This is a genomic window from Arthrobacter sp. TE26545, assembly GCF_056279005.1.
Map to the genome: position 1 here is coordinate 945,597 of NZ_JBWBQM010000001.1, position 25,098 is coordinate 970,694.

Below are 25,098 nucleotides of genomic sequence, written 5' to 3' on the forward strand. Positions count from 1 at the left end.
GAACCGGACGACGCCGGCCGCACCTGGGGCTAGGCTCGGAGCATGCAGCGTGGTTTCAGTGGCGGACGCGGCTTCGACGGGGGACCCCGTTTCAGCCCGGGCCCCGGATTCGGCAGGCGCAAGGGGCCGCCCACGTCCTTCATTGCCATCGGGGTGGCGCTGATCCAGGTGCTCGGGACGGCCTTCGCCGCCAGCCACCAGGCCGGCGCCCGGCCCCTTGACGCGCTCGCCCTGGTGCTGCTCCTTGCCGGTCCTGCCGCCCTCCTGCTGCGCCGCCGCATGCCGGTGCTGATGGTGCCCCTGACCTTCGCCGCAGCGCTTGCCTACCTCCTAGCCGGCTACCCCTGGGGTCCTGTGGTGGTGTCCTTCGCGGTGTCGCTGATGCTGAGCGCGGCGGCGGGGCTGCGCTGGCTGGCCTGGCTCGGCGCCGGCAGTGCAGCGGCGACAGTCCTGCTCTGGTCCCTGCTGGTCGGCGACGAGGCCTGGCCTCTTCGTTTCTCCGCCGCCGCGGCCTGGGCGGCCATCCTCGTGCTCCTGGGCGAGGGGTTCCGGCGGCGCAGGGAACAGCTGGCCGAGTACCGCCGCCGGCGTGCGGCCGCCGAGCAGGCAGAGCGGGACGAATACCGGCTCACCCTCGCCCGGGATATCCACGACGTCGTGGCCCATTCGCTGTCCATGATCAACGTCCAGGCCTCCGTGGCCCTGCACCTGGGCGCGAATGAACCCGAGCGGCTCCGCCCGGCACTGGAGGCGATCAAGGCGGCCAGCAAGGAATCCCTGGCCGAGGTCCGGCAACTGCTGGGCGTGCTGCGCGAAGATGCCCCGCTGCATCCGGGGGCACGGCCCGGTTTGGCCCGGATTCCGGAACTGGTGGAGCATGCCCGGCTGGCCGGCCTCAGAGTGGACCTGGAAGGCCCTCCGGAGCTGCCCGGGGCGGGTGAGGCGCAGCAGGAGGCGGCTTACCGGGTGGTCCAGGAAGCGCTGAGCAACGTCCGCCGGCACTCCGGTGCGTCGGCCGCCGTCGTGCGCCTTGCGCTTGCCGGGAACACGCTGGAGGTGACGGTCGACGACGACGGCGCAGGCTTGGACTGGTCGAAGCAGGGCGGGGCGGAACCGGGCAACGGGCTCACCGGGATGCGGGAGCGGGTGGAAGCGCTGGGCGGCAGCCTCGCCCTGCTGCCGCTGGACGGTCTTCCGCCGAACAGAGGCCTGCGGGTCAAAGCAACGCTTCCTCTGGCAGAAGGGACCGGACCATGATCCGCATCCTGCTGGCCGACGACCAGACCCTCATCCGCGCCGGCTTCCGCGCGCTATTGGACGCGGAGCCGGACATGCAGGTGGTGGGCGAGGCCGGAACCGGAAGGGACGCCGTCGGGCTGGCCCTGCGGGAGGCGCCGGACGTCGTGCTTATGGACATCCGCATGCCCGACGGCGACGGCCTGGACGCCACCCGCCGGATCATGGCGGAGCCGCGGCTGGCCGGAACCCGGATCATCATCCTCACCACCTTCGAACTGGACGAATACATCGCCGAAGCCGTGCGGGCCGGTGCCGCGGGATTCCTGCTCAAAGACACCGAACCGGCGGAGCTCATCCGCGCGGTGCGCGTGGTGCACGACGGCGACGCCCTCCTTTCGCCGTCGGTGACCCGCCGCATCATGGCCCAGCTGGCCCTGCACAGCCGGGCGTCCGCGGAACCGGTGGCACTGGAGCAGATCACCGGGCGCGAACGCGAAGTGCTGGCGCTGGTGGGTGAAGGGCTGAACAACGCCGAGATCGCCGAGCGGCTCTTCATCACGCCGCTCACCGCGAAGACCCACGTCTCCCGGATCATGAACAAGCTCATGGTGAGGGACCGGGCCCAGCTGGTGGTCCTGGCCTACGAATCGGGCCTGGTCCGGCCCGGCTGGAGCAGCTGAAGCACTCGGCGGCCTCCCGGGGGAGTAGGCGGCGGGCCCGGATTGCCTCCCTGGGGCAGACGTATTCCGGTGGCCCGGAAAACAGACTGGATGCAGAGCCGCAAAGAGGCTCGGACGGCCCGGAAACGCCGGACCTGACCGCCAAGAGTTTGGACCCTGACATGTTCACATCACTGAGCGCTCTGGCAGCCAACGTGCCTGCCGCTGTCGCCGCCCACGGCCCGTGGGACGGCGGTGGCTTCTGGCCGTTGTTCCTGCTGATCCCGCTCTTCTGGATTCTGGTGATCGGCTTCTTCATCTTCTTCGCGCGCCGCAGTTGGCGGCACAACCACCACTGGGCCGCCACCCAGGGTGCAGAAGGGGTGCTGCGCGAACGCTACGCCCGCGGCGAGATCGACGAGACCGAATACCGCCAGCGCCTCGAAGTGCTGCGCGCGAATCCGAAGTAGCGTGCACATCCTCTGCGAGGGACGCTTTCCGGGCGGATTGTTCCAGAAAGTTGTGCAATAGCTCTTTCACGTTTTTCATGGCTCAACTAAGGTGCTGAGGGTGCACAATGAAGCCACCCGCTCCGCAACCACTCCAGCAAGTACCCAGATGAACCCTGATGCAGTGATCCGCGCCGAGCTGCTGCGCAAGAATTATGGCGACGTCGCCGCCGTCGACGGCATCTCCTTCGAGGTGCCGCCGGGGGAGTCGTTCGGTCTCCTCGGACCCAACGGCGCGGGCAAGTCCACCACCATGAAGATGATCGGCGGCGTCTCGCAGCGCAGTTCCGGGAAGCTGACCATCATGGGCCTGGACCCGGACGTGAACGGACCGGAAGTCCGCGCGCACCTGGGCGTGGTGCCGCAGCAGGACAACCTGGACGAAGAACTCAAAGTCCGGGAAAACCTCATCGTCTACGGCCGCTACTTCGGCCTGCCGCTGAGCTACCTGCGGCCCAAGGCGGACGAGCTGCTGGAGTTCGCGCAGCTGACGGACAAAGCGAAGTCCCGCGTGGATGCGCTCTCCGGCGGCATGAAGCGGCGGCTCACCATCGCGCGCTCGCTGATCAACGAGCCCAAGATCCTGCTCCTCGACGAGCCCACCACCGGCCTGGACCCGCAGGCGCGGCACATCCTCTGGGACCGGCTCTTCCGCCTCAAGGAACAGGGCGTCACGCTGATCCTCACCACCCACTACATGGACGAAGCCGAGCAGCTCTGCGACCGGCTGATCGTGGTGGACAAGGGCCACATCATGGCCGAGGGCTCGCCCGCCTCGCTGATCCGCGAACACTCCACCCGCGAGGTCCTGGAACTGCGCTTCGGTTCCGAGCGCAACGCCACCATCGGCGCCGAACTCCAAGGCGTCGGCGAACGGCTGGAAACCCTGCCGGACCGGGTGCTGATCTACGCGGACGACGGCGAGGCCGCCCTCGAGCAGGTCTCCGCCCGCGGCCTGCGCCCGCTGACGTCCCTGGTGCGCCGTTCCTCGCTGGAGGACGTCTTCCTCCGGCTGACCGGACGGAGTCTCGTTGACTAGCGGAACGGACAATCAGCTTCCGACGGCGGCCGCTGCCCTGCGCGCGCATCCTCCTGCCGTCTCGGCCGCCCGGGCCCGGCGCTGGGGCTCCTTCTTCTACGCCGAACAGGTGCTGCGGGTGATGCGCGGCTACTTCTGGTCCTTCATCATGTACAGCATCGCCCAACCGGCGGCGTACCTCTTCGCCATGGGTGTTGGCCTGGCCACGCTCGTGGATGCCAACGGGGCGGCGGCGTTCGGCGGGGTCAGCTACCTGCAGTTCATCGCGCCGGCGCTCATCGTTTCGGCGGCGGTGATGACGGCGTCGGGGGAGTTCTCCTACCCGATCATGGACGGCTTCAAGTGGCGGCGGGTCTTCTACGGCCCGCACGCCTCTCCGCTGGTGCCGCAGCAGATTGCCGCCGGCCACGTGATCGCCGTGACCCTGAAGTTCCTGGTGCAGTCCGTGGCATATTTCGTGATCGTCGCCCTGTTCGGCGGCTCGCCCGGAGCCTGGGGCTGGATGTCCGCCCTGGTGGCCACGGTGGCCGGGCTCTCCTTCGGGCTTCCGCTCATGGCCTACGCTTCCAGCATCACCAAGGACAGCGGCCAGTTCGCCCTCGTGCAGCGCTTCATCGTGGTCCCGCTATTCCTGTTCTCCGGAACGTTCTTCCCGCTTGATTCCCTGCCCGTGGCCGTGCGCTGGATCGGCTGGATCTCCCCGGTGTGGCACGGCACGGAGCTGGGCCGGGTGTTCACCTACGGTATGGAGGAGAATCCCGTGCTCACCGTGGTCCACGTGGCCTACCTGCTGGCCGCGGCCGCTGCCGGCTGGATCCTGACCCGGCGGCAGTTCGTGAAAAGGATGGGGCAATGAGCACGGTTGCAGCAGGGCCAGGCGGGCCGCACAGCGTCACCGAGGCTGCCCGGCAGCGGAAGTTTGGTGCCCTCTATTCGCGCAACGTCCAGGCCGTCGTCGCGCGCGGCCTCATGGCCGCGAAAAGCAGCACCTGGCTGATCCTGGTTTCCGGTTTCTTCGAACCGGTGCTGTACCTGATCGCCATGGGCGTCGGGCTGGGCACGATCGTCGGGGACGTTGAGGGCCCGGGCGGGCAGATGATCAGCTACGCGGCGTACATCGCACCGGCGCTGCTGGCGGTCTCCGCAATGAACGGCGCCGTCTACGATTCCACGTGGAACGTCTTCTTCAAGATGAACTTCGCCAAGCTGTACCAGGGCATGCTCTACACCTCGCTGGGCCCGCTGGACGTGGCCATAGGCGAGATTTTCCTGGCGCTGCTCCGCGGGCTGCTCTACGCCACCGGGTTCACCGCGGTGATGGGCGTGATGGGACTGCTCACCACGCCCTGGGCGGTGCTGATGATCCCGGCTTCACTGCTGATCGCCTTCGGGTTCGCGAGCCTGGGCATGGGCATCACCAGTTTCATGAAGACCTTCCAGCAGATGGACTGGATCAACTTCTTCATGCTGCCGATGTTCCTGTTCAGCGCCACGTTCTACCCGTTGAGCGTCTACCCGGAAAGCATCCAGTGGTTCATCCAGGCCATGCCGCTCTGGCACGGCGTGGAACTGCTGCGGCAGATCAGCGTGGGTGCCTTCAGCCCCGCCACGGCGGTCCACATCGGCTACTACCTGGTGATGATCGTGCTCGGGGTATCGCTCACCACCGGGCGGCTGCGCAAGCTGTTCCTGAAATAGGATCGCTTACGGCACCCTCCCCACCCGGATGTAAGGCACACCCATGGACGATTCCCTGTTCCTTGACCATGAGTTCCTTGACCATGTGGCGGACCGCCTCGCCACCCTGCCCGCGGTGCAGGCCGTGACGCTCGGCGGTTCCCGGGCGGCGGGGACCCACACCGCCGACAGCGACTGGGACTTCGCGCTCTACTACCGGGGCGCCTTCGACCCGGAGGATCTGCGCGCGCTCGGCTGGCAGGGCAGTGTGTCCGACGTCGGAGGCTGGGGCGGCGGCGTTTTCAACGGCGGTGCGTGGCTGGAGATCGACGGCCGCAAGGCGGACGTCCACTACCGGGACCTTGACGTCGTCGAACGGGAACTGGACGAGGCCCGGCAGGGCCGCTTCCACATCGAGCCGCTGCTGTTCCACCTGGCGGGAATCCCCAGCTACCTGTTGGCCGCAGAACTTGCCATTAACCGAGTCCTCCGCGGCAGTTTGCCGCGCCCGGATTACCCGCAGGCGTTGCGCGAATCCGCTCCCCGGGCCTGGATGGAACGGGCACACATGACCCTCGGCTACGCGCGCGGCGCATTCGCCGGCAGGGGGAAGCTGGCGGAGACGGCCGGGTCGCTCGCCGTCGCCGGGGCCATGGCGGGCCATGCCGTGCTGGCGGTCCGCTCCGAATGGATCACGAACGAGAAACGCCTGCTCGAGCGGGCCGGCCTGCGCGGACTGGACGGGATCATCGGTGCCCTCGGGCGCGAGCCCGCCCGCCTCGAAGCGGCCCTCGAGCAGGCCGCGGAGCTCTTCGACGCCGCCCTGGCCGAAGCCGGCGCCTGAGGCGACGATCGGGCCCGCCCCGAAAGGGTGTTCGCCGGAGGTGGAAGCGGCCCGGCCGGCCTGCGGAGTTTGCGACAATAGGGGAATGCAATCTCTTGGCGACTCTCCGTCTTCTGTTCCGTCCCAGTCCCCGGCGCAGGGCCTGTTCAAGGGCTTCCGCATCGGCGGGCTTGGCATGACCGTGGTGCTCATCGCCTTCCTGGTGGCCGTGATCTTCGCTGCCAACCAGAACGACGTGGTGGGCTGGATTGTCGCCGTGATCTCGCTGGGCTGGCTGCTTCTCGCGGCCTTTGTGGTGTTCAGCATCCAGAAAGCCGCGCGCAGGGCCGGCCAGAAGCTCACCGAGGCACAGAATGCCTTCAACGCCGCTACCGGCCGGGCACCGTCGTCGTCGAGCGCGGACCATGGCGGCACCAGGGTGGTTGCCGAACGCAGCGAAGCGGAGGATATCCGGGACCTCAAGCTGGACCACTCCTTCAAGATCGTCCAGGTCCAGGTCCGTGTGATCGAGGACGAGCGGGCCAAGGGCGAGGCGGCCAACCAGGACACCATCAACCGGGCACTGGAGACCATCGCCATCACCTCCGCCAACGCGCGGGACATGATCAAGGCCTCCGGTGACTCCGGGGAGCCCGTGACCGGCACCATCATCGATTAGAGTAGGCGGGTGAGTTCGGCATTGAAGAAGGATTTCCTTCGCATCGCAACGGTCAACGTCAACGGCCTCCGCGCCGCCTACCGCAAGGGCATGGCCGAATGGCTGGAGCCCCGCGAGGTGGACATCCTGTGCATGCAGGAAGTCCGTGCGCCCGACGCTATTGTCCGTGAGCTGATCGGCGAGGGCTGGTACATCCTGCACGCCGAAGCCGAGGCGAAGGGCCGCGCCGGTGTGGCAATCGCCTCCCGCCAGGAACCCGTGGCCACCCGCGTGGGCATCGGCGACGACTACTTCGCCACCGCCGGCCGCTGGGTCGAGGCGGATTACTCCGTCAAGACCGCGTCCGGGGAAAACACCACCCTCACCGTGGTCAGCGCTTATGTGCACTCCGGCGAAGTGGACACCCCCAAGCAAGTGGACAAGTACCGCTTCCTGGACATCATGGTCAACCGGCTGCCTGAACTGGCCAAGCACAGCGAACACGCGCTGGTGGTAGGCGATCTGAACGTGGGCCACACCGAGCTCGACATCAAGAACTGGAAGGGCAACACGAAGCGGGCAGGCTTCCTCCTGGAGGAACGTGCCTACTTCGACCGCTTCTTCGGCGAGGAAATCGGTTGGAGGGATGTCCACAGGGGCCTGGCGGGAGCCATTGACGGCCCCTACACCTGGTGGTCCCAGCGCGGCAAGGCCTTCGATACCGACACAGGCTGGCGCATCGACTACCACATGGCCACCCCGGGACTCGCCGACGCTGCCGTCGTTGCGGTCGTTGACCGGGCTGCGTCATACGACACCCGTTTCTCCGACCATGCCCCGCTGGTAGTGGACTACCGGCTCTAAGCTTCCCGAAAGTGTTCCATGACAAGCTCCACGACTGAAACCGTTGCCGTGCCCGCAACATCCACCAAGCTCGCCGCAGGCCAGAAGCACCGCGTGCTCTCCGGCATGCAGCCCTCTGCAGACTCCCTGCACTTGGGCAACTACATCGGTGCCCTGGTCAACTGGGTCCGGATGCAGGACGAGTACGACGCCATCTTCTTCATCCCTGACCTGCACGCGATCACCGTCCCGCAGGACCCTGCCGAGCTGGCCCAGCGCACCCGCGTGACCGCGGCGCAGTACATCGCCGGCGGCGTGGACGTGGACAAGTGCACCCTGTTCGTCCAGTCCCAGGTGCCCGAACACGCCCAGCTGGCGTGGGTATTGAACTGCATCACCGGCTTTGGCGAGGCCTCGCGGATGACCCAGTTCAAGGACAAGGCCCAGAAGCAGGGCACGGACCAGGCCAGCGTCGGGCTGTTCACCTACCCGATCCTGCAGGCGGCGGACATCCTTCTCTACCAGCCGCACGGGGTTCCCGTGGGCGAAGACCAGCGCCAGCACGTCGAGCTCAGCCGGGACCTGGCCAACCGCTTCAACTCCCGCTTCGGCGAGACCTTCCAGGTGCCGGAGGCCTTCATCCAGAAGGAATCCGCCAAGATCTACGATCTTCAGAACCCCACGGCGAAGATGTCCAAGTCCGCGGAATCCCCTGCGGGCCTGATCAACCTGCTGGACGATCCCAAGACCACGGCCAAGCGCATCAAGTCCGCCGTGACGGACACCGAGACGGAAATCCGCTTCGACCGCGAAGCCAAGCCCGGGATCTCCAACCTGCTTACCATCTACTCCACCATCAGCGGACGGCCCGTGGAGAAGATCGTGGCGGACTACGAAGGCAAGATGTACGGCCACCTGAAGGTGGACCTCGCCGAACTGGTCACCAACCACCTCGCCCCGATCCGCGAGCGGGCCCACGAGCTCCTGGCGGACCCGGCCGAACTGGACCGCCTCCTGGCCCACGGTGCGGACAAGGCCCGCGAGATCGCCTCGGCCACACTCGCGGACGTCTACGCAAAGGTAGGCTTCCTGCCTTACGGCGGCCAGCAGGGATCCCGCTAAGGCGATGTGCCCTGCCAGCAAGCTCACGGCCGAGGCCGGTTCCCGCACGACGGGGGCCGGCCCGGCCACGGGTGCCCTGGCGAAAGAAGCGGCAAGCGACGGCGACAGCCCGAGCGTCGGCGTCATCCTGAGCTTCCCGCCGGACATCGCCGCGGAACTGCAGCAATGGCGCGCGTCCTTCGGTGACCCCATGGCCGGGGTCATCCCTGCGCACATCACCCTGGTCACCACCACGCCGTCCCGGGACTGGGAAGCCACCACCCGCCACGTCCGCAGCATCGCCGGCCGTCAGGCCCCGTTTACTGTCACCATCTCCGGCACTGGGTCCTTCCGGCCCGTTTCCCCGGTGGTCTTCCTGAGGGTCGAGGACGGCTTCGGCGAGTGCGTCAGCCTGCACGAACAGCTGCAAAGCGGCCCGCTGGAACGCGAGCTTCCCTTTCCGTACCACCCGCACGTCACCGTTGCGCACGACGTCGCCCCAGAGAACCTCGACGAAGCCGAATCCGTGCTGAAGGACTACAGCGCCACCTTCCCTGTGGCTAGCATGGGACTCTACGAGCACGACAGCAACGGAATCTGGCAGCTACGGGAAGAATTCGACTTTGGCGGCGATACTGACGAAGCAGAGACTGACCAAACGGCGACTGTCCAAGAAGCAACAGTCCGGGCACGGCAAGGCCTTAAGCGGGGCTGAGGACGCACCGCTGCCCACCGACCTCGCCAAGCTCAAAGTGGCCCTGATCCACCGCAGGATCGAATGGGGCAAGGCCCGCCGCTCGGGGCAGGGACTTGCGGCCCGGCTGCTGGCGCTTACGCAGCTCCTGCTGGCCCGGCTCAACGTGTTCCGCCCGATGCGCGTCTGGCAGCACTACAGCCTTGCTCACGGCCCGCTGATGAGCGCGGGAATCGGCTTCAACATGTTCTTCGCCGTCACCGGCCTCCTGGCCACCGGCTTTTCCATCGCGGGCCTGGTGCTCGCCGGACAGCCGGCCCTCGTGGACGCAGTGGTCGCGAACATCGCCAAGAGCGCCCCGGGCCTGCTGAAGGTCGAGGGGGGCGAAGGACTCGTCGACCCGCAGGACCTGCTCAATCCGGGCGGACTCGGCCTGGCGGCGGTCATCGCCGCGGCCGTCACCCTGTTCACCTCGCTCCGCTGGATCGCGTGCATGCGCGACGGCCTGCGCGGAGTGGCTGATCTGCCTCCGTTGAAGCGGAACCCCGTGCTGGTGAAACTGTCCGACGCCGGCACCCTGCTGCTGCTGGGCGTGGCACTGGTCGCCAGCTCGGGCGTGTCGATCGTCTTCGGCACTGCGGCCAACTGGCTGATCGGGCTGCTGAGCCTGGACGAGCGGGTTGCCGTGCCGATGGCAGGCGCCGTGAAGCTGGTGGTGCCGTTGCTGCTGAACTGGGCCACGGCGGTGGTGATGTTCCGCCTGGCTGGCGGCCTGCATCTTCTCAGGCGGGCGTTCCTTGAGGGGACGGTCCTGGCAGCCGTGGGCACCACGGTGCTGCAGGTCTTCAGCACCGAACTGCTCGCCCGCGCCGGCCAGAATCCCATCCTGGCGCCGTTCGCCATCATCATCGGCCTGCTGATCTGGTTCAACCTGGTCAGCCAGGTCTATCTGCTCTCCGCGTCCTGGTCCGCCATCCGGGAGGCGGACCTCGGCAGGCCGGAGCACCGGAAGACGCAGACGCTCGGCTCGCGGCCCGTGCGCCTTTAGGCGCCCTGGTTATCCAGGTACTGGCCTGCCCAGGCGGAGATGATCCGCGCCACCCGTGCCGCCTGTCCCTTGCCCGTGAGCAGGTGTTCCGTGCCTTCCAGGGAGACGAAACTGCGCGGGTGCCGGGCGGTCTGGAAGATCTCGCTGGCGTTCTCGATGCCCACGGTGTTGTCCGTGGGGGAGTGGAGCACCATCAGTGGCCGGTGCAGCGTGCGGATGCAGTCCCGCAGGTCGGCCCGTTCGATGTCCTCCACGAAGTGCCGCCGGATCTCGATGCGGCGGCCGCCCAGGTTCACCTCGGCACTGCCTTCGCTGAGGATGGTGCCCACCTCGGCGTCGAACATGTGCTCCACGTGCCGGGGCTGGAACGGCGCGGCCACGGTGGCCACCGCCGCCACCTCGGGGAGGCTGCCCGCGGCCGCCAGCACTGCCGCGCCGCCGAAGGAGTGCCCCACCAGCAGCGAGACCCCCTTGTCCTGGCTGCGCATGAACTCTGCCGCCTTGATGGTGTCCGCCACCTTCACGCTGAACGAGCCGTCCGACCAGTCGCCGGCCGAACCTCCCAGGCCCAGGTTGTCGAAGCGCAGCATGCCTACGCCCTGCTCCGCCAGGCCCTTGCAGATGCGCGACGCGGCCGGGCTGTCCTTGCCAAGAGTCAGGCCGTGCGAGAAGAGCCCCCAGCCGCGCACCGGGCCTTCGGGCACGTCCAGGATGCCGGCCAACAGGGCGCCGGTGCTGCCTTCGAAACTGACCTTCACGGATGTGGACACCTGTCCGCCTTTCGTATGTTCCTGCCGACCAGCCTATGGCGCGGGGCGGCTGGTGCCCGGCAGGGGCCTGGGTGATTAAGCGCAGACGACGGCGGCCCACCGGAGGGTGGGACGCCGTCGTCGGGCTGTACTGCTGTCCTCGGGGGAACCGCTAGATCTTGCGGGCCAGGATGGCCTGCTTGACCTCTGCGATCGCCTGGGTGACCTGGATGCCGCGGGGGCAGGCCTCGGAGCAGTTGAAGGTGGTGCGGCAGCGCCACACACCTTCCTTGTCGTTGAGGATCTCCAGCCGCATGTCGCCGGCGTCGTCACGGGAGTCGAAGATGAAGCGGTGGGCGTTCACGATCGCTGCCGGGCCGAAGTACTGGCCGTCGGTCCAGAACACCGGGCAGGAGGAGGTGCAGGCAGCGCACAGGATGCACTTTGTGGTGTCATCGAAGCGCTCACGGTCCTCGATGGACTGCAGGCGTTCCTTGGTGGGCTCGTGGCCCTTGCTGATCAGGAACGGCATGACCTCGCGGAAGGACTGGAAGAACGGTTCCATGTCCACGATCAGGTCCTTTTCGACCGGCAGGCCCTTGATGGGTTCGACCGTGATGGGCTTGGAGGTGTCCAGGTCCTTGAGCAGGGTCTTGCAGGCCAGGCGGTTGCGGCCGTTGATGCGCATGGCGTCGGAACCGCAGATGCCGTGGGCACAGGAGCGGCGGAAGGACAGCGAACCGTCGATCTCCCACTTGACCTTGTGTAGGGCGTCCAGCACGCGGTCCGTGCCGTACATGGTCAGCTGGTGGTCTTCCCAGGCAGCCTCTTCGGAGACCTCCGGGTTGTAGCGGCGGACCCGCAGGGTGATGTTGAAGGTGGGGATTTCCCCGCCCCCGCCAACGCCCGCAGGAAGCTCGATCTTGGAGGCCGGCTCAGCCATTTCGCTCGTCATTAGTACTTACGCTCCATAGGCTCGTAACGGGTGAAGACAACGGGCTTGGTCTCCAGACGGATGCCCGCAACGGACTCGGCCGAGGACTCGGTGGTCACCGAGGAATCCTTGTAAGCCATGGAGTGCTTCATGAACTTCTCGTCATCACGGTCCGGGAAGTCTTCACGGTAGTGGCCACCGCGGGATTCCTCGCGGTGCAGGGCACCCACGGTCATGACCTTCGCCATGTCCAGGAGGAAGCCGAGCTCAACGGCCTCCAGAAGGTCCAGGTTGAAACGCTTGCCCTTGTCCTGGACAACCACGTTCTTGTAGCGCTCCTCGAAGGAAGCGATGTCACTGAGCACCTGTTCCAGGGATTCCTTCGTGCGGAACACCTGCATGTTGGCGTCCATGGTGTCCTGCAGTTCCTTGCGGATCTGGGCCACGCGTTCGGTGCCGGTGCCGCCCAGCAGGCCGTTAAGCATGCCGCGGGTCTGGGCCTCGGGATCCTCGGGGAGTTCCACGAAGTCGGCGGTCTTGGAGTATTCCGCGGCGGCGATGCCGGCGCGCTTGCCGAAGACGTTGATGTCCAGCAGGGAGTTGGTGCCGAGGCGGTTGGAGCCGTGGACCGAAACGCAGGCGACCTCACCGGCGGCGAACAGGCCCGGGACGGTGGTGTCGTTGTCCTGCAGCACCTCCGTGGAGATGTTGGTGGGGATGCCGCCCATGGCGTAGTGCGCCGTCGGGAACACCGGTACCGGGTCCGTGAACGGTTCCACACCGAGGTAGGTGCGCGCGAACTCGGTGATGTCCGGGAGCTTGGCCTCGATGTGTTCCGGCTCCAGGTGCGTCAGGTCAAGGAGCACGTAGTCCTTGTTCGGGCCGCAGCCGCGGCCTTCACGGACTTCGTTGGCCATGGCGCGGGCCACGATGTCACGCGGGGCCAGGTCCTTGATGGTGGGGGCGTAGCGCTCCATGAAGCGCTCACCTTCGGAGTTGCGCAGGATGGCGCCTTCGCCACGCGCGCCTTCGGTGAGCAGGATGCCCAGGCCGGCCAGGCCGGTCGGGTGGAACTGGAAGAACTCCATGTCCTCCAGCGGGATGCCGCGACGGAAGGCGATGCCCATGCCGTCACCGGTCAGGGTGTGGGCGTTGGACGTGGTCTTGAAGACCTTGCCCGCGCCACCGGAAGCGAAGACCACGGACTTGGCCTGGAAAACGTGCAGTTCGCCGGAGGCGAGGTCGTAGGACACCACACCGGCTACGCGCTTCTGCTTATAGGGGGTGCCGTCCTCACGGACCGCGTCCTCTTCGACCAGCAGGAGGTCCAGGACGTAGTACTCGTTGTAGAACTCGACGTTGTGCTTGACGCAGTTTTGGTACAGCGTCTGCAGGATCATGTGGCCGGTGCGGTCGGCTGCGTAACATGCGCGGCGCACAGGGGCCTTGCCGTGGTCACGCGTGTGGCCACCGAAACGGCGCTGGTCAATGCGTCCTTCGGGCGTGCGGTTGAACGGCAGGCCCATCTTTTCCAGGTCCAGCACGGCGTCGATGGCTTCCTTCGCCATGACCTCGGCTGCGTCCTGGTCAACCAGGTAGTCGCCACCCTTGATGGTGTCGAAGGTGTGCCATTCCCAGTTGTCTTCTTCAACGTTTGCCAGGGCGGCGCACATGCCGCCCTGTGCTGCACCGGTGTGGGAACGGGTGGGGTAAAGCTTGGTCAGTACTGCTGTGCGCGCACGCTGACCGGATTCGATCGCGGCGCGCATGCCGGCGCCACCGGCACCGACAATAACGACGTCGTACTTATGGACCTGCATACCAGATGCTCTTTCTCTCAAAGTCAGATGGTCAGCGGAGCTGCTCCGCCAGTGTGGGCGCCGCCCAAGGGCGGCGCGGCAGCAACCCTACGGTGCGGGGCAGAAACCGCCCGGCAGCTGGACGCCGTCGACCACGGGGCACGGGTTGAAGGTGAAGATCACCAGGGTGCCGAGGATGACGATGACTGCGCTGGCAGCGTAGAGGACCACCTTGAGCCAGAAGCGGGTGGCGTCCTTTTCGGCGTAGTCGTTGATGATGGTGCGCACACCGTTGGTGCCGTGCAGCATCGCGAGCCACAGCATGGCGAGGTCCCAGAACTGCCAGAACGGATCGGCCCACTTGCCGGCAACGAATCCGAAGTCGATGGCGTGGATGCCTTCGCCGACCAGTAGGTTCACGAAGAGGTGGCCGAAGATCAGCACCACCAGGACGACGCCGGAAAGGCGCATGAACAGCCAGGCGAGCATCTCGAAGTTGCCCTTGCTGCCGCCGGTGCGCTTGTACTGCGGCGCGATCTTGCCGGAGCCGATTTGTCCACTGCGTGGATTCTGGATGGCGGTCATGGCTTAGTGGCCTCCCAATGCGAGGGACAGGTGGCGGATGGCGAAGCCTGCGAAGGTCACCAGCCAGAGCGCGAGGACAACCCACAGCATCTGGCGCTGGTACTTCGCGCCCTTCTTCCAGAAGTCGACGGCGATCACGCGCAGGCCGTTGAAGGCGTGGAAGATGATCGCTGCGACAAGGCCGGTTTCACCCAAGGCCATGAGGGGGTTCTTGTAGGCGCCGATGACGGCCGTGTAGGCCTCGGGGGACACGCGCACCAGTGAGGTGTCCAGGACATGGACCAACAAGAAGAAAAAGATCACAACACCCGTAATACGGTGTCCAACCCAGGACCACATGCCTTCACGGCCGCGGTACAAGGTGCCAGCTGGTTTTGTCGGCACTGAATAAACCTTCCTGCATCACAGCGGCGCTGGCACGGGACCATGCGGGGGAACGCCAGCTGCGAGAGCACTCGTAGCTCAGCCTAAATCTAGGCTTCGCTCACAGCTTATTCAATTCAGGTCTTCCTAGCCCGCCGGCGAAATCCAATGTTTCCCGCCTTGTTTTCAACCTTTTACATGGGTTTATGAGACGAACACCACAAAAGCGTTTATGCGGGCACGGTCGGATAAGGTAAGGCGGTGAGTACAGACAACGCTTCCCGCCCCGAATCCCCGCTGAGCCGCTTCCATGCGGTCATCCCGGCCGGTGGAGTCGGGACGCGCCTGTGGCCCCTCTCGCGTGCCGCTGCGCCGAAGTTCCTCCACGACCTGACCGGTTCCGGCTCCACCTTGCTGCGTGCAACCTACGACCGGCTCGAGCCCCTCGCCGGCAACCGCGTGCTGGTGGTCACCGGCGTCGCGCACCGTGCGGCCGTCTGCCGCCAGCTCCCGGAAGTGGGCGAGGACGAACTGGTGCTCGAAAGCGAGCCTAAGGATTCCGCGGCCGCCATCGGCCTGGCCGCGGCGATCCTGCACCGCCGGGACCCCGCGACCATCATGGGTTCCTTTGCCGCGGACCAGGTCATCAGCCCGGACGGCGTCTTCCAGGACAGCGTCCGGGAAGCCATCCACACGGCGGCCACCGGCAAGATCGTCACCATCGGCATCAAGCCGACGCACCCTTCAACCGGCTTCGGCTACATCCGCAGCGGCAAGCTGCTTGATGTCGACGGAGCACCGAACGCCCATGCCGTGGTCGAGTTTGTCGAGAAGCCCAGCGAGGACGTTGCCAGGAAGTACGTCGAGGCGGGCGACTACGTCTGGAACGCCGGCATGTTCGTGGCGCCCGTGGCGCTCATGCTCAAGCACCTCGAGGCGAACCAGCCGGAACTCTTCGCGGGCCTGCAGGAAATCGCGGCCGCCTGGGACACTCCGGAGCGCGCCGAGGTCACCGCACGGGTCTGGCCCACGCTGCCGAAGATCGCCATCGATTATGCGGTGGCGGAACCGGCAGCGGCAGCGGGCGATGTCGCCGTCGTGCCCGGCACCTTCCGCTGGGACGACGTCGGTGACTTCGCCGCGATCGGACGGCTGAACAGCGCCGGCGACGTCGACGAGGTCACCGTGCTCGGCGAAGGCGCCCGCGTCTTCACCGAGAACGCCAGCGGCGTGGTGGTGTCCGATACGAAACGCGTCATCGCGCTGATCGGCATCAAGGATGTGGTGATCGTCGATACTCCGGACGCCCTGCTGGTCACCACCAAGGAGCACGCCCAGCGGGTCAAGGGTGCCGTTGACGCGCTCAAGGCCAGTGGCGACACCGACGTCCTGTAGCCGCGTGGCCGGTGTCTGGAAGGGCACAATCTCGTAACCAAGAGACCTCTTTCGGTCCGCGGCGCGCCGGGGTGGCTAGAGTTGTGAGGTGCGCAATTTCACTACTGAAACCGAGCCGACTCCCGTGGTGGGACCGTGGCTTGAGGAACTCCTGCCGGAACTCATCGAATTCCGAAGGGACCTGCATGCGCACCCGGAGCTTTCCTTCAAGGAATTCCGCACCACGGACAAGCTCGTGGAGCGCCTCGAGGCCGCGGGGCTGAAGCCCCGCCGGCTCGAAGGAACGGGCCTCACGGTGGACGTGGGGGACGGGCCGGTCGCTACCGCCCTTCGCGGCGACATCGATGCCCTGCCGATCATCGAGGAAACGGGACTTCCCTTTGCCTCGAAGAACCACGGCGTCACCCATGCCTGCGGCCATGACGTGCACACCACCACCATGCTGGGCGTTGCCTTGGTGCTGCACGGCATGCATCAGGTCAGGCCGCTCGGCGGATCCGTGCGCATCATCTTCCAGCCGGCCGAGGAAACCATGCCCGGCGGTGCCCTGTCCTGCATCGAGCAAGGCGTGCTCGATGGCGTCCCGCGGATCCTGGCGCTGCACTGCGATCCGCGCATCAACGTGGGCCAGATCGGCACCCGCATCGGCGCCATCACCTCGGCGTCGGACACCATCAAGATCGAGCTGACCGGCCGCGGCGGCCACACCTCGCGCCCACACCTCACCGAGGACCTTGTCTTCGCGCTGTCGCAGATCGCCGTCAACGTTCCCGCGGTCCTCTCCCGCCGGGTCGACGTGCGCAGCGGTGTCTCCGTGGTCTGGGGACAGATTTCCGCAGGTTCCGCACCCAATGCGATTCCGGCGAACGGCTACATGGCGGGCACCATGCGCTGCCTGGACCGCGACGCTTGGCACAGTGCCGGCGAACTGCTGGACGAGGTAGTTCACGAAGTGGCTGCGCCTTACGGTGTGGAAGTGCGCGTGGAACACACCCGCGGCGTTCCGCCGGTGGTCAACTCCGAAGACGAAACCGCCATCATCGAAGCAGCGGCGCGCGCCGAACTCGGCGAGCACGCGGTGGTCCTGACCCCGCAGTCCATGGGCGGGGAGGACTTCGCCTGGTTCCTGGCCGATCTCCCGGGTGCCATGATGCGGCTTGGCACCCACACTCCCGGCGGCGAGGAGTACGACCTGCACCGCGGCGATTTCATCGTCGACGAGCGTGCCCTCGGCTACGCCGTGCAGGTCCTGGCCGCGGCGGCCCTGCGCACCCTCCGCGACCTCTAGTTCCTCCCACCGCCGCCGGTGGGACCGGCGCGAACGTACAGCTGAGGCCCTGAATCACGCGATTTGAGGGCCTCAACTGTACGTTCGCGCTTACTTCGGCCAAATTGAGTTGTGCACAATCTAATTGTGGTCTATTGTTTTCTTCATGAGTGACGCACCCCGGTTGAACCATCAGGTCTGTTTTGCGCTGTACTCCGCTTCGAAGGCGGCGACGGCGGTCTACCGGCCCGTGCTCGATTCGCTCGGCCTGACCTACCCCCAGTACCTCGTGATGCTGGTGCTCTGGGAGGAAGAGCCCCGCACGGTCCGTGAACTGGGCACCGCGCTCGGACTCGACTCCGGCACGCTGTCCCCGCTGTTGAAGCGGCTTGAGGCACTCGGCCTCGTGGAACGCCGTCGTTCGGTTGAAGACGAACGGCGCGTCGAGGTCCACCTCAGCGACGCAGGCCGCGCACTCAGCGAAGGCGCCGCCGCCGTGCCGAAAAGGCTCGCAGACGCCGCCGGGTTGAGCGCCGGCGAGTTGGAGCAACTGCACGGAACCCTGCTCCGGCTTACCGCCGCGCTGCAGGAAGCGGACAAGCACTAGGCCTCCGGCCTCCCCAGCTGGAACACCTCCAAGAATCCCGAACGACAGAACGGAAAGTACCGTGAAAACCCTCTACACCGCGGAGGCCCTGGCCACCGGCGAAGGCCGCGACGGCAACGCACGCAGCAAGGACGGCAAGCTGGACGTGGCACTTGCCAGCCCCGTGGAACTCGGCGGCAACGGCCAAGGCACCAACCCGGAACAGCTTTTCGCCGCCGGCTACGCCGCATGCTTCCACTCGGCGCTGCGCCTGGTGGGCCGCAAGGCGCGGGTGGACCTCAGTGATTCCGCGGTCGCTGCCAGGATCCATTTCGGCGCCCTTGAAGGCGGTGAAGGCTACGGCCTCGCCGCCGAGCTAGAGATCGCGCTCCCGGCACTCGACCGCGAAACCGCCGAACAGTTGGTGGCCAAGGCCCACCGGATCTGCCCCTACTCCAACGCGACGCGCGGGAACATCGACGTCGACATCAAGCTCGTGGAGGTGGCCGCATGAGCCAGCCCCTTCTGCTGAACGGCCGCGAGATCCAGCTCGCCTCCCGACCCCAGGGCCGCCCCGTGCCGGAAAATTTCCGCCTCGCCGGGGCCGGGATCCCCGAGCTGGCGGACGGGCAGCTCCTGATCCGGAACGAGTTCATGTCCGTTGACCCGTACATGCGCGGCCGGATGAACGACAGCAAGTCGTACTCGGCCCCCTTCCGTTTGGATGAAGCGCTCGACGGCGGGGCCGTAGGTGAGGTGATCGCGTCCCGTTCGGACGCGCACAAGCCGGGCGACGTCGTCGTGCACCAGAGCGGCTGGCGGGAGTACGCGGTGGTGGACGCCGCTGCGGCGACGCCGGTACCGGCCGGACTGGCACCGCATTCGGCGTTCCTTGGGGCGCTGGGGATGACCGGTCTGACCGCCTACGCCGGCCTGCTCAAGGTGGCCGAATTCAAGGCCGGGGACGTCGTCTTCGTGTCCGGCGCCGCCGGCGCAGTGGGTTCGATCGTGGGGCAGATCGCCAAGGCGATGGGTGCCTCGAAGGTGATCGGCAGTGCCGGAACGCCGGAGAAGGTGGAACGCCTGCTGGAACTGGGCTTCGACGCCGCGTTCAACTACCGCGACGCCCCTGTGCTGGAGCAGCTGGAAGCTGCCGCGGGGGAGGGCGGCGTCGACGTCTACTTCGACAACGTCGGCGGCGAACACCTCGAGGCCGCGCTCGCTCTCATGAACCCCGGAGGCCGGGTTGCCATGTGCGGGGCCATCGCCCAGTACAACTCGACTGAGCCGCCCGCTGCCCCGCGCAACCTGGCCGTGGCGATCGGCAAGCAGCTCACGCTCCGGGGATTCCTGGTGGGCGGGCAGCGCCAGCATGCGGCAGAATTCGCCGGGCGGATGGCGGCGTGGCTCGCGGACGGAACCGTGCGCTACGACGAGACCATCGTGGACGGGCTGGAGAACGCGCCCCAGGCGTTCATCGACCTGCTGGATGGAGCCAACACGGGCAAGATGCTCGTGCGGATCTGAGCCCTCGCGCACGCCGCCTACTGCAAAGTAACAAAAGCCCAACAATCCGCGGATCGTTGGGCTTTTGTTATGCCATGGTGTGGCCTGCGCCACTAGTGTTTGATACATCAGTGCGCTCCCGCGCATGCTGCGAAGCATCAGTGAAAACAGAATTTCAGGCCCGAGTCTTCGAAACGGACACTCATTGACCCACCGTCGTAGCATCAATCACTTTCTTCCTGGAGGAAAATTGAAGCAATCACTGCGTGCCACCCTCAAGCGCGGTTCGTTTGCCGGCATCGCCACCGCAGGTGCAGCAGCCCTCATGCTCAGCGGCTGTGGCGCAGCCCCGGACGCCGGCTCCGGCGGCAAGACGGCCAGCAACTACACCGGATGCATCGTCTCCGACTCCGGCGGCTTCGACGACCAGTCCTTCAACCAGTCGTCCTACGACGGCATGAAGAAGGCGGAGAAGGATCTCGGCATCAACTTCAAATCGGCCGAATCCAAGTCGAACAGCGACTTCGAGACCAACCTCAACGGCATGATGAGCGCCGGCTGCAACCTCACCGTCACGGTCGGCTTCCTCCTCGGCGACGCCACCAAGAAGGCCGCCGCCGACAACACGGACAAGCACTTCGCGATCATCGACTTCGCGTACGACAAGCCGATCGCCAACATCAAGCCGATTGTCTACGACACCGCACAGGCCGCCTACCTGGCGGGTTACGCGGCAGCGGCAACGTCCAAGACCGGCAAGGTAGGCACCTTCGGCGGCAAGAAGATCCCCACCGTTACCATTTTCATGGACGGTTTCTACGACGGCGTCCAGGCCTACAACAAGGCCAAGGGCAAGAGCGTCCAGGTGGTCGGCTGGGACAAGACCACCCAGGACGGGTCCTTCACCGGTGACTTCGAAAAGCAGGACACCGGCAAGCAGGTCACCAAGAACCTCCTGGACCAGGGCGCGGACATCATCCTGCCCGTTGCCGGTCCGGTCGGAAAGGGCGCCGGCGCAGCGCTCAAGGAAGCCAAAGCCGCAGGCAAGGACGTCAAGCTGATCTGGGTCGACTCCGATGGCTTCCTGACAGCACCGGAGTACAAGGACCTCATGCTCACGTCCATCGTGAAGAAGATGGACGAGGCCGTTGGAGTTGTGGTCAAGGACGACAAGGACGGCAAGTTCTCCAATGAGGCCTATGTCGGTACCTTGGCCAACGACGGCGTCGCGATCGCCCCGTTCCACGACCTCGACTCCGCTGTTTCCGCGGAAACCAAATCGGAACTGGACGCCCTGAAGGCCGATATTGTTTCCGGCAAGCTTGTGGTCGAGTCCAAGGCCAGCCCCAAGAAGTAGGCACTCCAGCAAACACGCCGCCGGTACCGGCCCTCGGTACTGGCGGCATGTTTTTGCCCAAACTAGGCTGTGCTCAAGTTCTGCGAACGACCAGTGCGGCCGTCTTTCGGACTCAAAGAACGGTGGGAGTTGTGAAACTCGAATTGAAGGGGATTTCGAAGGCCTTCGGATCCTTTTACGCCAACCAAGACATCGACCTTGTCGTCGAATCCGGCCAGATCCACTGCCTCCTCGGTGAAAACGGGGCCGGAAAATCAACCCTCATGAACGTGCTGTACGGCTTGTACGAGCCGACGGCTGGCCAGATCCTGGTGGACGGGAAAGCCGTGGCCTTCCGCGGACCGGGTGACGCGATGGCAGCGGGCATCGGAATGGTCCATCAGCACTTCATGCTGGTACCGGTCTTCACGGTCGCCGAAAACGTTGCCCTCGGAGCCGAGCCGACCACGCTTGGCGGGGTTCTCAGCCTCGAGGAGACCCGGACGAAGATCCGCAAGATCTCGGACCAATACGGCTTCGACGTCGATCCCGACGCCCTCGTGGAAGACCTGCCTGTGGGTGTGCAGCAGCGCGTCGAAATCATCAAAGCCCTGGTCCGGCAGGCCAAGGTGCTTATCCTCGATGAGCCCACCGCCGTGCTGACCCCGCAGGAAACCGATGAGCTGCTCGACATCATGCGCCAGCTCAAAGCGGGTGGAACGTCAATCGTCTTCATTTCGCACAAGCTGCGCGAGGTCAAGGCCGTCTCCGACGTCATAACGGTGATCCGCCGCGGCAAGGTGGTGGGCGACGCCCCGCCGACGGCCTCGCCCACGGAGCTGGCGTCCATGATGGTGGGCCGCCCCGTCAGCCTGACCCTGGACAAGGCCACCGCCCAGCCCAAGGAAACCACCTTCGTGGTCAAGGACCTCACCGTGCGGGCCGCCAACGGAACCAACGTGGTGGACGGGATCAGCTTCGAGATCGCCCAGGGCGAGATCCTTGCCGTCGCCGGCGTCCAAGGCAACGGGCAAACCGAGCTGACCGAGGCGATCCTCGGCGTCCAAGAGCACGTGGCGGGATCCGTCACCCTCGACGGCAAGGAACTGCTCGGCCTGCCGGTCAAGGAGGTGCTGCGCTCCGGCGTCGGCTTCGTCCCCGAGGATCGCACCCACGACGGATTGGTCGGTCCCTTCTCGGTGGCCGAAAACCTGGTCCTGGACCTTTATGACCAGGCACCCTTCGCCAGGGGAGTCAGCATGAGCCCCGCTAGAGTGGCGGAAAACGCCGCCGCCAAGGTCAAGGAGTTCGACATCCGGACTCCCTCGCCAGGCTCGGCAGCGGGGACGCTTTCGGGCGGCAACCAGCAGAAGGTGGTCATGGCCAGGGAACTGTCCCGGCCGTTGCGCCTGTTTATCGCCAGCCAGCCGACGCGCGGTGTCGACGTCGGTTCCATCGAGTTCCTGCACCGCCGGATCGTGGCCGAACGCGACGCCGGCACTCCCGTAATGATCGTCTCCACGGAACTCGACGAGGTGGTCGAACTGGCCGACAGAATCGCCGTACTTTACAAGGGCAAACTGGTGGGCATCGTCCCCGCCGGAACCCCTCGAGACACCCTCGGCCTGATGATGGCCGGGGTGGGCCCCGAAGGAGGCTCCGATGACAACTAAGGACCCTATTCCCCAGGCCGGCTCCGAAAGGGAGTCCAGCGCCGAAGTCCAGGCCGCCGACGTCGCGCTTGATACAGCCGGCGGCACCCTGGAACCGTCACTCGTGCCGGTCTCCACGCAAAGCGGGGACACCGGCCACGCGGAGGGAAGCCTGTTGCGCCGGATCGTCATGGGCAACGGCTTCGTTTCCGTCCTGGCGGTGGTAGTCGCCCTGGTGCTGGGCGGGATCCTGATCGCGAGCACGGACGCCAACGTGACGAAGACCGCAGGCTACTTCTTCGCCCGGCCCAGCGACTTCCTGGGCGCCCTATGGAGCGCCATGACCCGCAGCTACGTTGCGCTCTTCCAAGGCTCCGTGTTCAACCCGCGGCAAGGTTTCTCGCCCCTGCTGGAAACCATGACCGTGGCCACCCCGCTGATCTGTGCCGGCCTTGGCGTCGCGCTGGCGTTCCGGGCAGGCCTCTTCAACATCGGTGCCCAGGGCCAGATCATCATGAGCGCCACGCTCGGCGCCTATGCCGGCTTTACCTGGCACCTGCCGCTCGTGGTGCACCTGCTCGTGGTGATCGTGATGGGCGTGATAGGCGGTGCCATCTGGGGCGGCATCGTCGGCATCCTCAAGGCCAGGACCGGCGCGCACGAGGTCATCGTGACCATCATGCTGAACTACGTGGCCTTGTTCCTGCTGGACTTCCTGCTCAATACCGCCGCCTTCCGCCGTCCTGGCGACAACAGTCCGATTTCGCCAAGACTCGATGACACTGCGGTCTACCCGCAGCTCATCCCCGGCTCCCGGCTGCACCTGGGCTTCCTGGTCGCCGTGGCACTGACCGTCGGGGTGTGGTGGCTGCTCAACCGCTCCACCATCGGTTTCGAGTTCCGGGCAGTCGGCGCAAACCCCGCGGCGGCACGGACTGCCGGCGTCAACGTCCAGAGGGCCACCGTGCTCGTGATGGCGATGGCGGGGGCGCTGGCCGGATTCGGCGGGATCGCCCAGATGGCGGGCACGGAGAAGGTCCTCACCGACGGCGTCGCCGCGCAGATCGGCTTCGACTCGATCACCGTGGCGCTCCTGGGACGCAGTACCCCATGGGGCACCTTCTTCGCCGGCCTGCTGTTCGGAGCGTTCCGCGCCGGTGCCGTGCAAATGCAGATCCAGACCGGCACGCCGATCGACATCGTGCTCGTCGTCCAGTCCCTTATAGTCCTGTTCATCGCCGCTCCTCCGCTGATCCGCTCGATCTTCGGGCTGAACCCCGCCAGGAAGAAGCGTGCCAAGACTGCGGCGAAGGCCGCCGTCGCCACCGGAGGTGCCAAATGACCACCGCAACCGCGCCCAAGCCGGCGTCCGGCGCCGCAGGGCCGACGACGGCGGTCCGCCCGTCGCTGAAGGTTCCCGTTTCGCTCGGGGTGCTTTCCCTCGTGGCCCTGGTGTTCTTCGGCTTCCTCGGGCCCGGCAGGACCGCCGAGATGAAGATCAGCGAGCAGGGCGACGCAATCGCCCTTCCCGCGCTGCAGATTCCTGGCCAGGCCGGAGGGATCGTCCTGGCAATCCTCCTCCTGGCGATGGCCGCCTACTCCGTCTACCTGTGGAACAGGGGAGAGCGCTCGCCCAAGTGGCTGCCGATCGTCTTCGCCGTGGTCTTTGTCTTCGCCCTGCTGGTGTGGATCGTCGCAGGCGCGCGCGAACCCTCGATCTCGCTGGCCGGCCTGATTGCCGGTTCCGTGACCCTGGCCGTGCCGCTGGTTTTCGGTTCCCTGTCCGGCGTGCTCTGCGAGCGGGTCGGCGTCGTCAACATCGCCATCGAAGGCCAGCTGCTGGGCGGTGCCTTCACCGCCGCGCTCGTGGCCACCGTGACCCACAACGCCTACGTCGGCCTGCTCGCCGCGGCCGCGGCAGGGGCCCTCGTATCCATGGTGCTCGCTGTGTTCAGCATCAAGTACCTGGTCAACCAGATCATCGTGGGCGTGGTGCTGAATGTCCTGGTGTCCGGCTTGACTGGTTTCCTCTTCGGTACCGTGATGGCGCCGGACAAGGAACTGTTCAACACCCCGGCCCGGCTGGACATCCTGCCGATCCCGTTGCTGTCCGATATTCCGATCATCGGCCCAATCCTGTTCGAGCAGTCGGTCGCCGGGTACCTCATGTACGTGGCCGTGGCGGTTGTGTGGGTGGGCCTGTTCAAGACCCGCTGGGGCCTGCGCGTCCGCGCCGTCGGCGAGCACCCCCAGGCGGCCGACACCCTCGGCATCAACGTCAACGCCACCCGATTCTGGAACGTCACACTGGGCGGTGCGATCGCGGGCATCGGCGGCGCCATCTTCACCCTGGTGACCATCGATTCCTTCACCAAGGAGATTTCCGGGGGCCGCGGCTTCATCGCCCTGGCAGCCCTGATCTTCGGCCGGTGGAACCCTATCGGCGCCTTCCTGGCCTCCCTGCTGTTCGGTTTCGCCTACAACCTGCAGTCCATCCTGGGCATCATCGGCACTCCGGTGCCGAGCCAGTTCATGGCGATGCTGCCCTACCTGGTGACGATCTTCGCCGTCGCCGGACTGGTGGGTAGGTCCCGGCCACCGGCGGCCAGCGGCATACCGTACGTGAAGGGCTGAGC

Annotated in this window: 26 protein-coding genes; 21 read left to right on the top strand and 5 right to left on the bottom strand. The window is 66.2% G+C overall.

What is annotated here, in order from left to right; genetic code table 11:
• Positions 1–42 precede the first annotated feature (42 nt).
• The 12 genes from ACZ9CK_RS04225 (at position 43) to ACZ9CK_RS04280 (ending at position 10,290) form a co-directional block, all read left to right on the top strand.
• Complete coding sequence (locus tag ACZ9CK_RS04225; protein WP_476049340.1) at positions 43–1,257, top strand: sensor histidine kinase; 1,215 nt, start codon at positions 43–45, stop codon at positions 1,255–1,257.
• On the top strand, positions 1,254–1,919 hold the full coding sequence (locus tag ACZ9CK_RS04230) for a response regulator transcription factor (protein WP_426302502.1): 666 nt from the start codon (positions 1,254–1,256) through the stop codon (positions 1,917–1,919). Before ACZ9CK_RS04225 ends, ACZ9CK_RS04230 begins: the two co-directional genes overlap by 4 nt.
• Before the next feature lie 161 nt (positions 1,920–2,080).
• The gene (locus ACZ9CK_RS04235; RefSeq protein ID WP_426302503.1) at positions 2,081–2,368 is read left to right on the top strand and encodes an SHOCT domain-containing protein; all 288 of its coding nucleotides are present in this window, start codon (positions 2,081–2,083) and stop codon (positions 2,366–2,368) included.
• 148 nt (positions 2,369–2,516) lie between these two features.
• Positions 2,517–3,446, top strand: a complete 930-nt coding sequence (locus ACZ9CK_RS04240; protein ID WP_426302504.1) for an ABC transporter ATP-binding protein — start codon at positions 2,517–2,519, stop codon at positions 3,444–3,446.
• Positions 3,439–4,302, top strand: a complete 864-nt coding sequence (locus tag ACZ9CK_RS04245) for an ABC transporter permease (protein WP_426302505.1) — start codon at positions 3,439–3,441, stop codon at positions 4,300–4,302. The genes ACZ9CK_RS04240 and ACZ9CK_RS04245 overlap by 8 nt, the downstream gene beginning before the upstream one ends.
• Entirely contained in the window at positions 4,299–5,144 is an 846-nt protein-coding gene (locus tag ACZ9CK_RS04250) for an ABC transporter permease (RefSeq protein ID WP_476049341.1), read from the top strand. The genes ACZ9CK_RS04245 and ACZ9CK_RS04250 overlap by 4 nt, the downstream gene beginning before the upstream one ends.
• A 43-nt stretch (positions 5,145–5,187) precedes the next feature.
• On the top strand, positions 5,188–5,967 hold the full coding sequence (locus ACZ9CK_RS04255) for a nucleotidyltransferase domain-containing protein (RefSeq protein WP_476049342.1): 780 nt from the start codon (positions 5,188–5,190) through the stop codon (positions 5,965–5,967).
• Between the two features lie 85 nt (positions 5,968–6,052).
• Positions 6,053–6,625: a hypothetical protein gene (locus ACZ9CK_RS04260; protein ID WP_476049343.1), complete on the top strand. Its 573-nt coding sequence runs from the start codon at positions 6,053–6,055 to the stop codon at positions 6,623–6,625.
• A 9-nt stretch (positions 6,626–6,634) separates the two neighbouring features.
• A complete protein-coding gene (locus tag ACZ9CK_RS04265; protein WP_476049344.1) occupies positions 6,635–7,468 on the top strand; it encodes an exodeoxyribonuclease III in 834 nt (277 codons plus the stop codon).
• 18 nt (positions 7,469–7,486) lie between these two features.
• Complete coding sequence (trpS, locus tag ACZ9CK_RS04270; protein WP_426302511.1) at positions 7,487–8,569, top strand: tryptophan--tRNA ligase; 1,083 nt, start codon at positions 7,487–7,489, stop codon at positions 8,567–8,569.
• Positions 8,570–8,573: 4 nt separating this feature from the next.
• On the top strand, positions 8,574–9,263 hold the full coding sequence (locus ACZ9CK_RS04275) for a 2'-5' RNA ligase family protein (protein WP_476049345.1): 690 nt from the start codon (positions 8,574–8,576) through the stop codon (positions 9,261–9,263).
• A complete protein-coding gene (locus ACZ9CK_RS04280) occupies positions 9,172–10,290 on the top strand; it encodes a YihY/virulence factor BrkB family protein (RefSeq protein WP_476049346.1) in 1,119 nt (372 codons plus the stop codon). Before ACZ9CK_RS04275 ends, ACZ9CK_RS04280 begins: the two co-directional genes overlap by 92 nt.
• On the opposite strand, the gene ACZ9CK_RS04285 is transcribed toward ACZ9CK_RS04280, so the two are convergent.
• The 5 genes from ACZ9CK_RS04285 to sdhC form a co-directional block, all read right to left on the bottom strand.
• A complete protein-coding gene (locus tag ACZ9CK_RS04285; RefSeq protein ID WP_476049347.1) occupies positions 10,287–11,060 on the bottom strand; it encodes an alpha/beta hydrolase family protein in 774 nt (257 codons plus the stop codon). The genes ACZ9CK_RS04280 and ACZ9CK_RS04285 overlap by 4 nt on opposite strands.
• Before the next feature lie 151 nt (positions 11,061–11,211).
• Positions 11,212–11,994, bottom strand: a complete 783-nt coding sequence (locus ACZ9CK_RS04290; RefSeq protein WP_115789292.1) for a succinate dehydrogenase iron-sulfur subunit — start codon at positions 11,992–11,994, stop codon at positions 11,212–11,214.
• Complete coding sequence (gene sdhA, locus ACZ9CK_RS04295; RefSeq protein WP_426302515.1) at positions 11,994–13,793, bottom strand: succinate dehydrogenase flavoprotein subunit; 1,800 nt, start codon at positions 13,791–13,793, stop codon at positions 11,994–11,996. Before sdhA ends, ACZ9CK_RS04290 begins: the two co-directional genes overlap by 1 nt.
• Positions 13,794–13,880: 87 nt before the next feature.
• Positions 13,881–14,357 carry a succinate dehydrogenase hydrophobic membrane anchor subunit gene (locus ACZ9CK_RS04300; RefSeq protein ID WP_426302516.1) on the bottom strand — a complete coding sequence of 159 codons (477 nt, stop codon included), beginning with the start codon at positions 14,355–14,357 and terminating at the stop codon, positions 13,881–13,883.
• A gap of 3 nt (positions 14,358–14,360) precedes the next feature.
• Positions 14,361–14,741: a succinate dehydrogenase, cytochrome b556 subunit gene (gene sdhC, locus ACZ9CK_RS04305; protein ID WP_074586309.1), complete on the bottom strand. Its 381-nt coding sequence runs from the start codon at positions 14,739–14,741 to the stop codon at positions 14,361–14,363.
• 240 nt (positions 14,742–14,981) lie between these two features.
• Between sdhC and ACZ9CK_RS04310 the strand changes: the two genes are divergently transcribed.
• From ACZ9CK_RS04310 to ACZ9CK_RS04350, 9 genes are all read left to right on the top strand, one after another.
• Positions 14,982–16,115: a mannose-1-phosphate guanylyltransferase gene (locus ACZ9CK_RS04310; RefSeq protein ID WP_426302517.1), complete on the top strand. Its 1,134-nt coding sequence runs from the start codon at positions 14,982–14,984 to the stop codon at positions 16,113–16,115.
• Positions 16,116–16,203: 88 nt separating this feature from the next.
• Positions 16,204–17,403: an amidohydrolase gene (locus ACZ9CK_RS04315; RefSeq protein WP_426302518.1), complete on the top strand. Its 1,200-nt coding sequence runs from the start codon at positions 16,204–16,206 to the stop codon at positions 17,401–17,403.
• 145 nt (positions 17,404–17,548) lie between these two features.
• A complete protein-coding gene (locus ACZ9CK_RS04320) occupies positions 17,549–17,989 on the top strand; it encodes a MarR family winged helix-turn-helix transcriptional regulator (protein WP_426302519.1) in 441 nt (146 codons plus the stop codon).
• A 61-nt stretch (positions 17,990–18,050) separates the two neighbouring features.
• On the top strand, positions 18,051–18,482 hold the full coding sequence (locus tag ACZ9CK_RS04325; RefSeq protein ID WP_426302520.1) for an organic hydroperoxide resistance protein: 432 nt from the start codon (positions 18,051–18,053) through the stop codon (positions 18,480–18,482).
• Positions 18,479–19,495: an NADP-dependent oxidoreductase gene (locus ACZ9CK_RS04330; RefSeq protein WP_476049348.1), complete on the top strand. Its 1,017-nt coding sequence runs from the start codon at positions 18,479–18,481 to the stop codon at positions 19,493–19,495. Before ACZ9CK_RS04325 ends, ACZ9CK_RS04330 begins: the two co-directional genes overlap by 4 nt.
• A gap of 229 nt (positions 19,496–19,724) precedes the next feature.
• Positions 19,725–20,831, top strand: a complete 1,107-nt coding sequence (locus tag ACZ9CK_RS04335; protein WP_426302522.1) for a BMP family lipoprotein — start codon at positions 19,725–19,727, stop codon at positions 20,829–20,831.
• 131 nt (positions 20,832–20,962) lie between these two features.
• Positions 20,963–22,483, top strand: a complete 1,521-nt coding sequence (locus ACZ9CK_RS04340; protein WP_426302523.1) for an ABC transporter ATP-binding protein — start codon at positions 20,963–20,965, stop codon at positions 22,481–22,483.
• Positions 22,473–23,804 carry an ABC transporter permease gene (locus tag ACZ9CK_RS04345; protein WP_426302524.1) on the top strand — a complete coding sequence of 444 codons (1,332 nt, stop codon included), beginning with the start codon at positions 22,473–22,475 and terminating at the stop codon, positions 23,802–23,804. Before ACZ9CK_RS04340 ends, ACZ9CK_RS04345 begins: the two co-directional genes overlap by 11 nt.
• The gene (locus tag ACZ9CK_RS04350) at positions 23,801–25,096 is read left to right on the top strand and encodes an ABC transporter permease (RefSeq protein WP_476049349.1); all 1,296 of its coding nucleotides are present in this window, start codon (positions 23,801–23,803) and stop codon (positions 25,094–25,096) included. Before ACZ9CK_RS04345 ends, ACZ9CK_RS04350 begins: the two co-directional genes overlap by 4 nt.
• Positions 25,097–25,098: the final 2 nt, after the last annotated feature.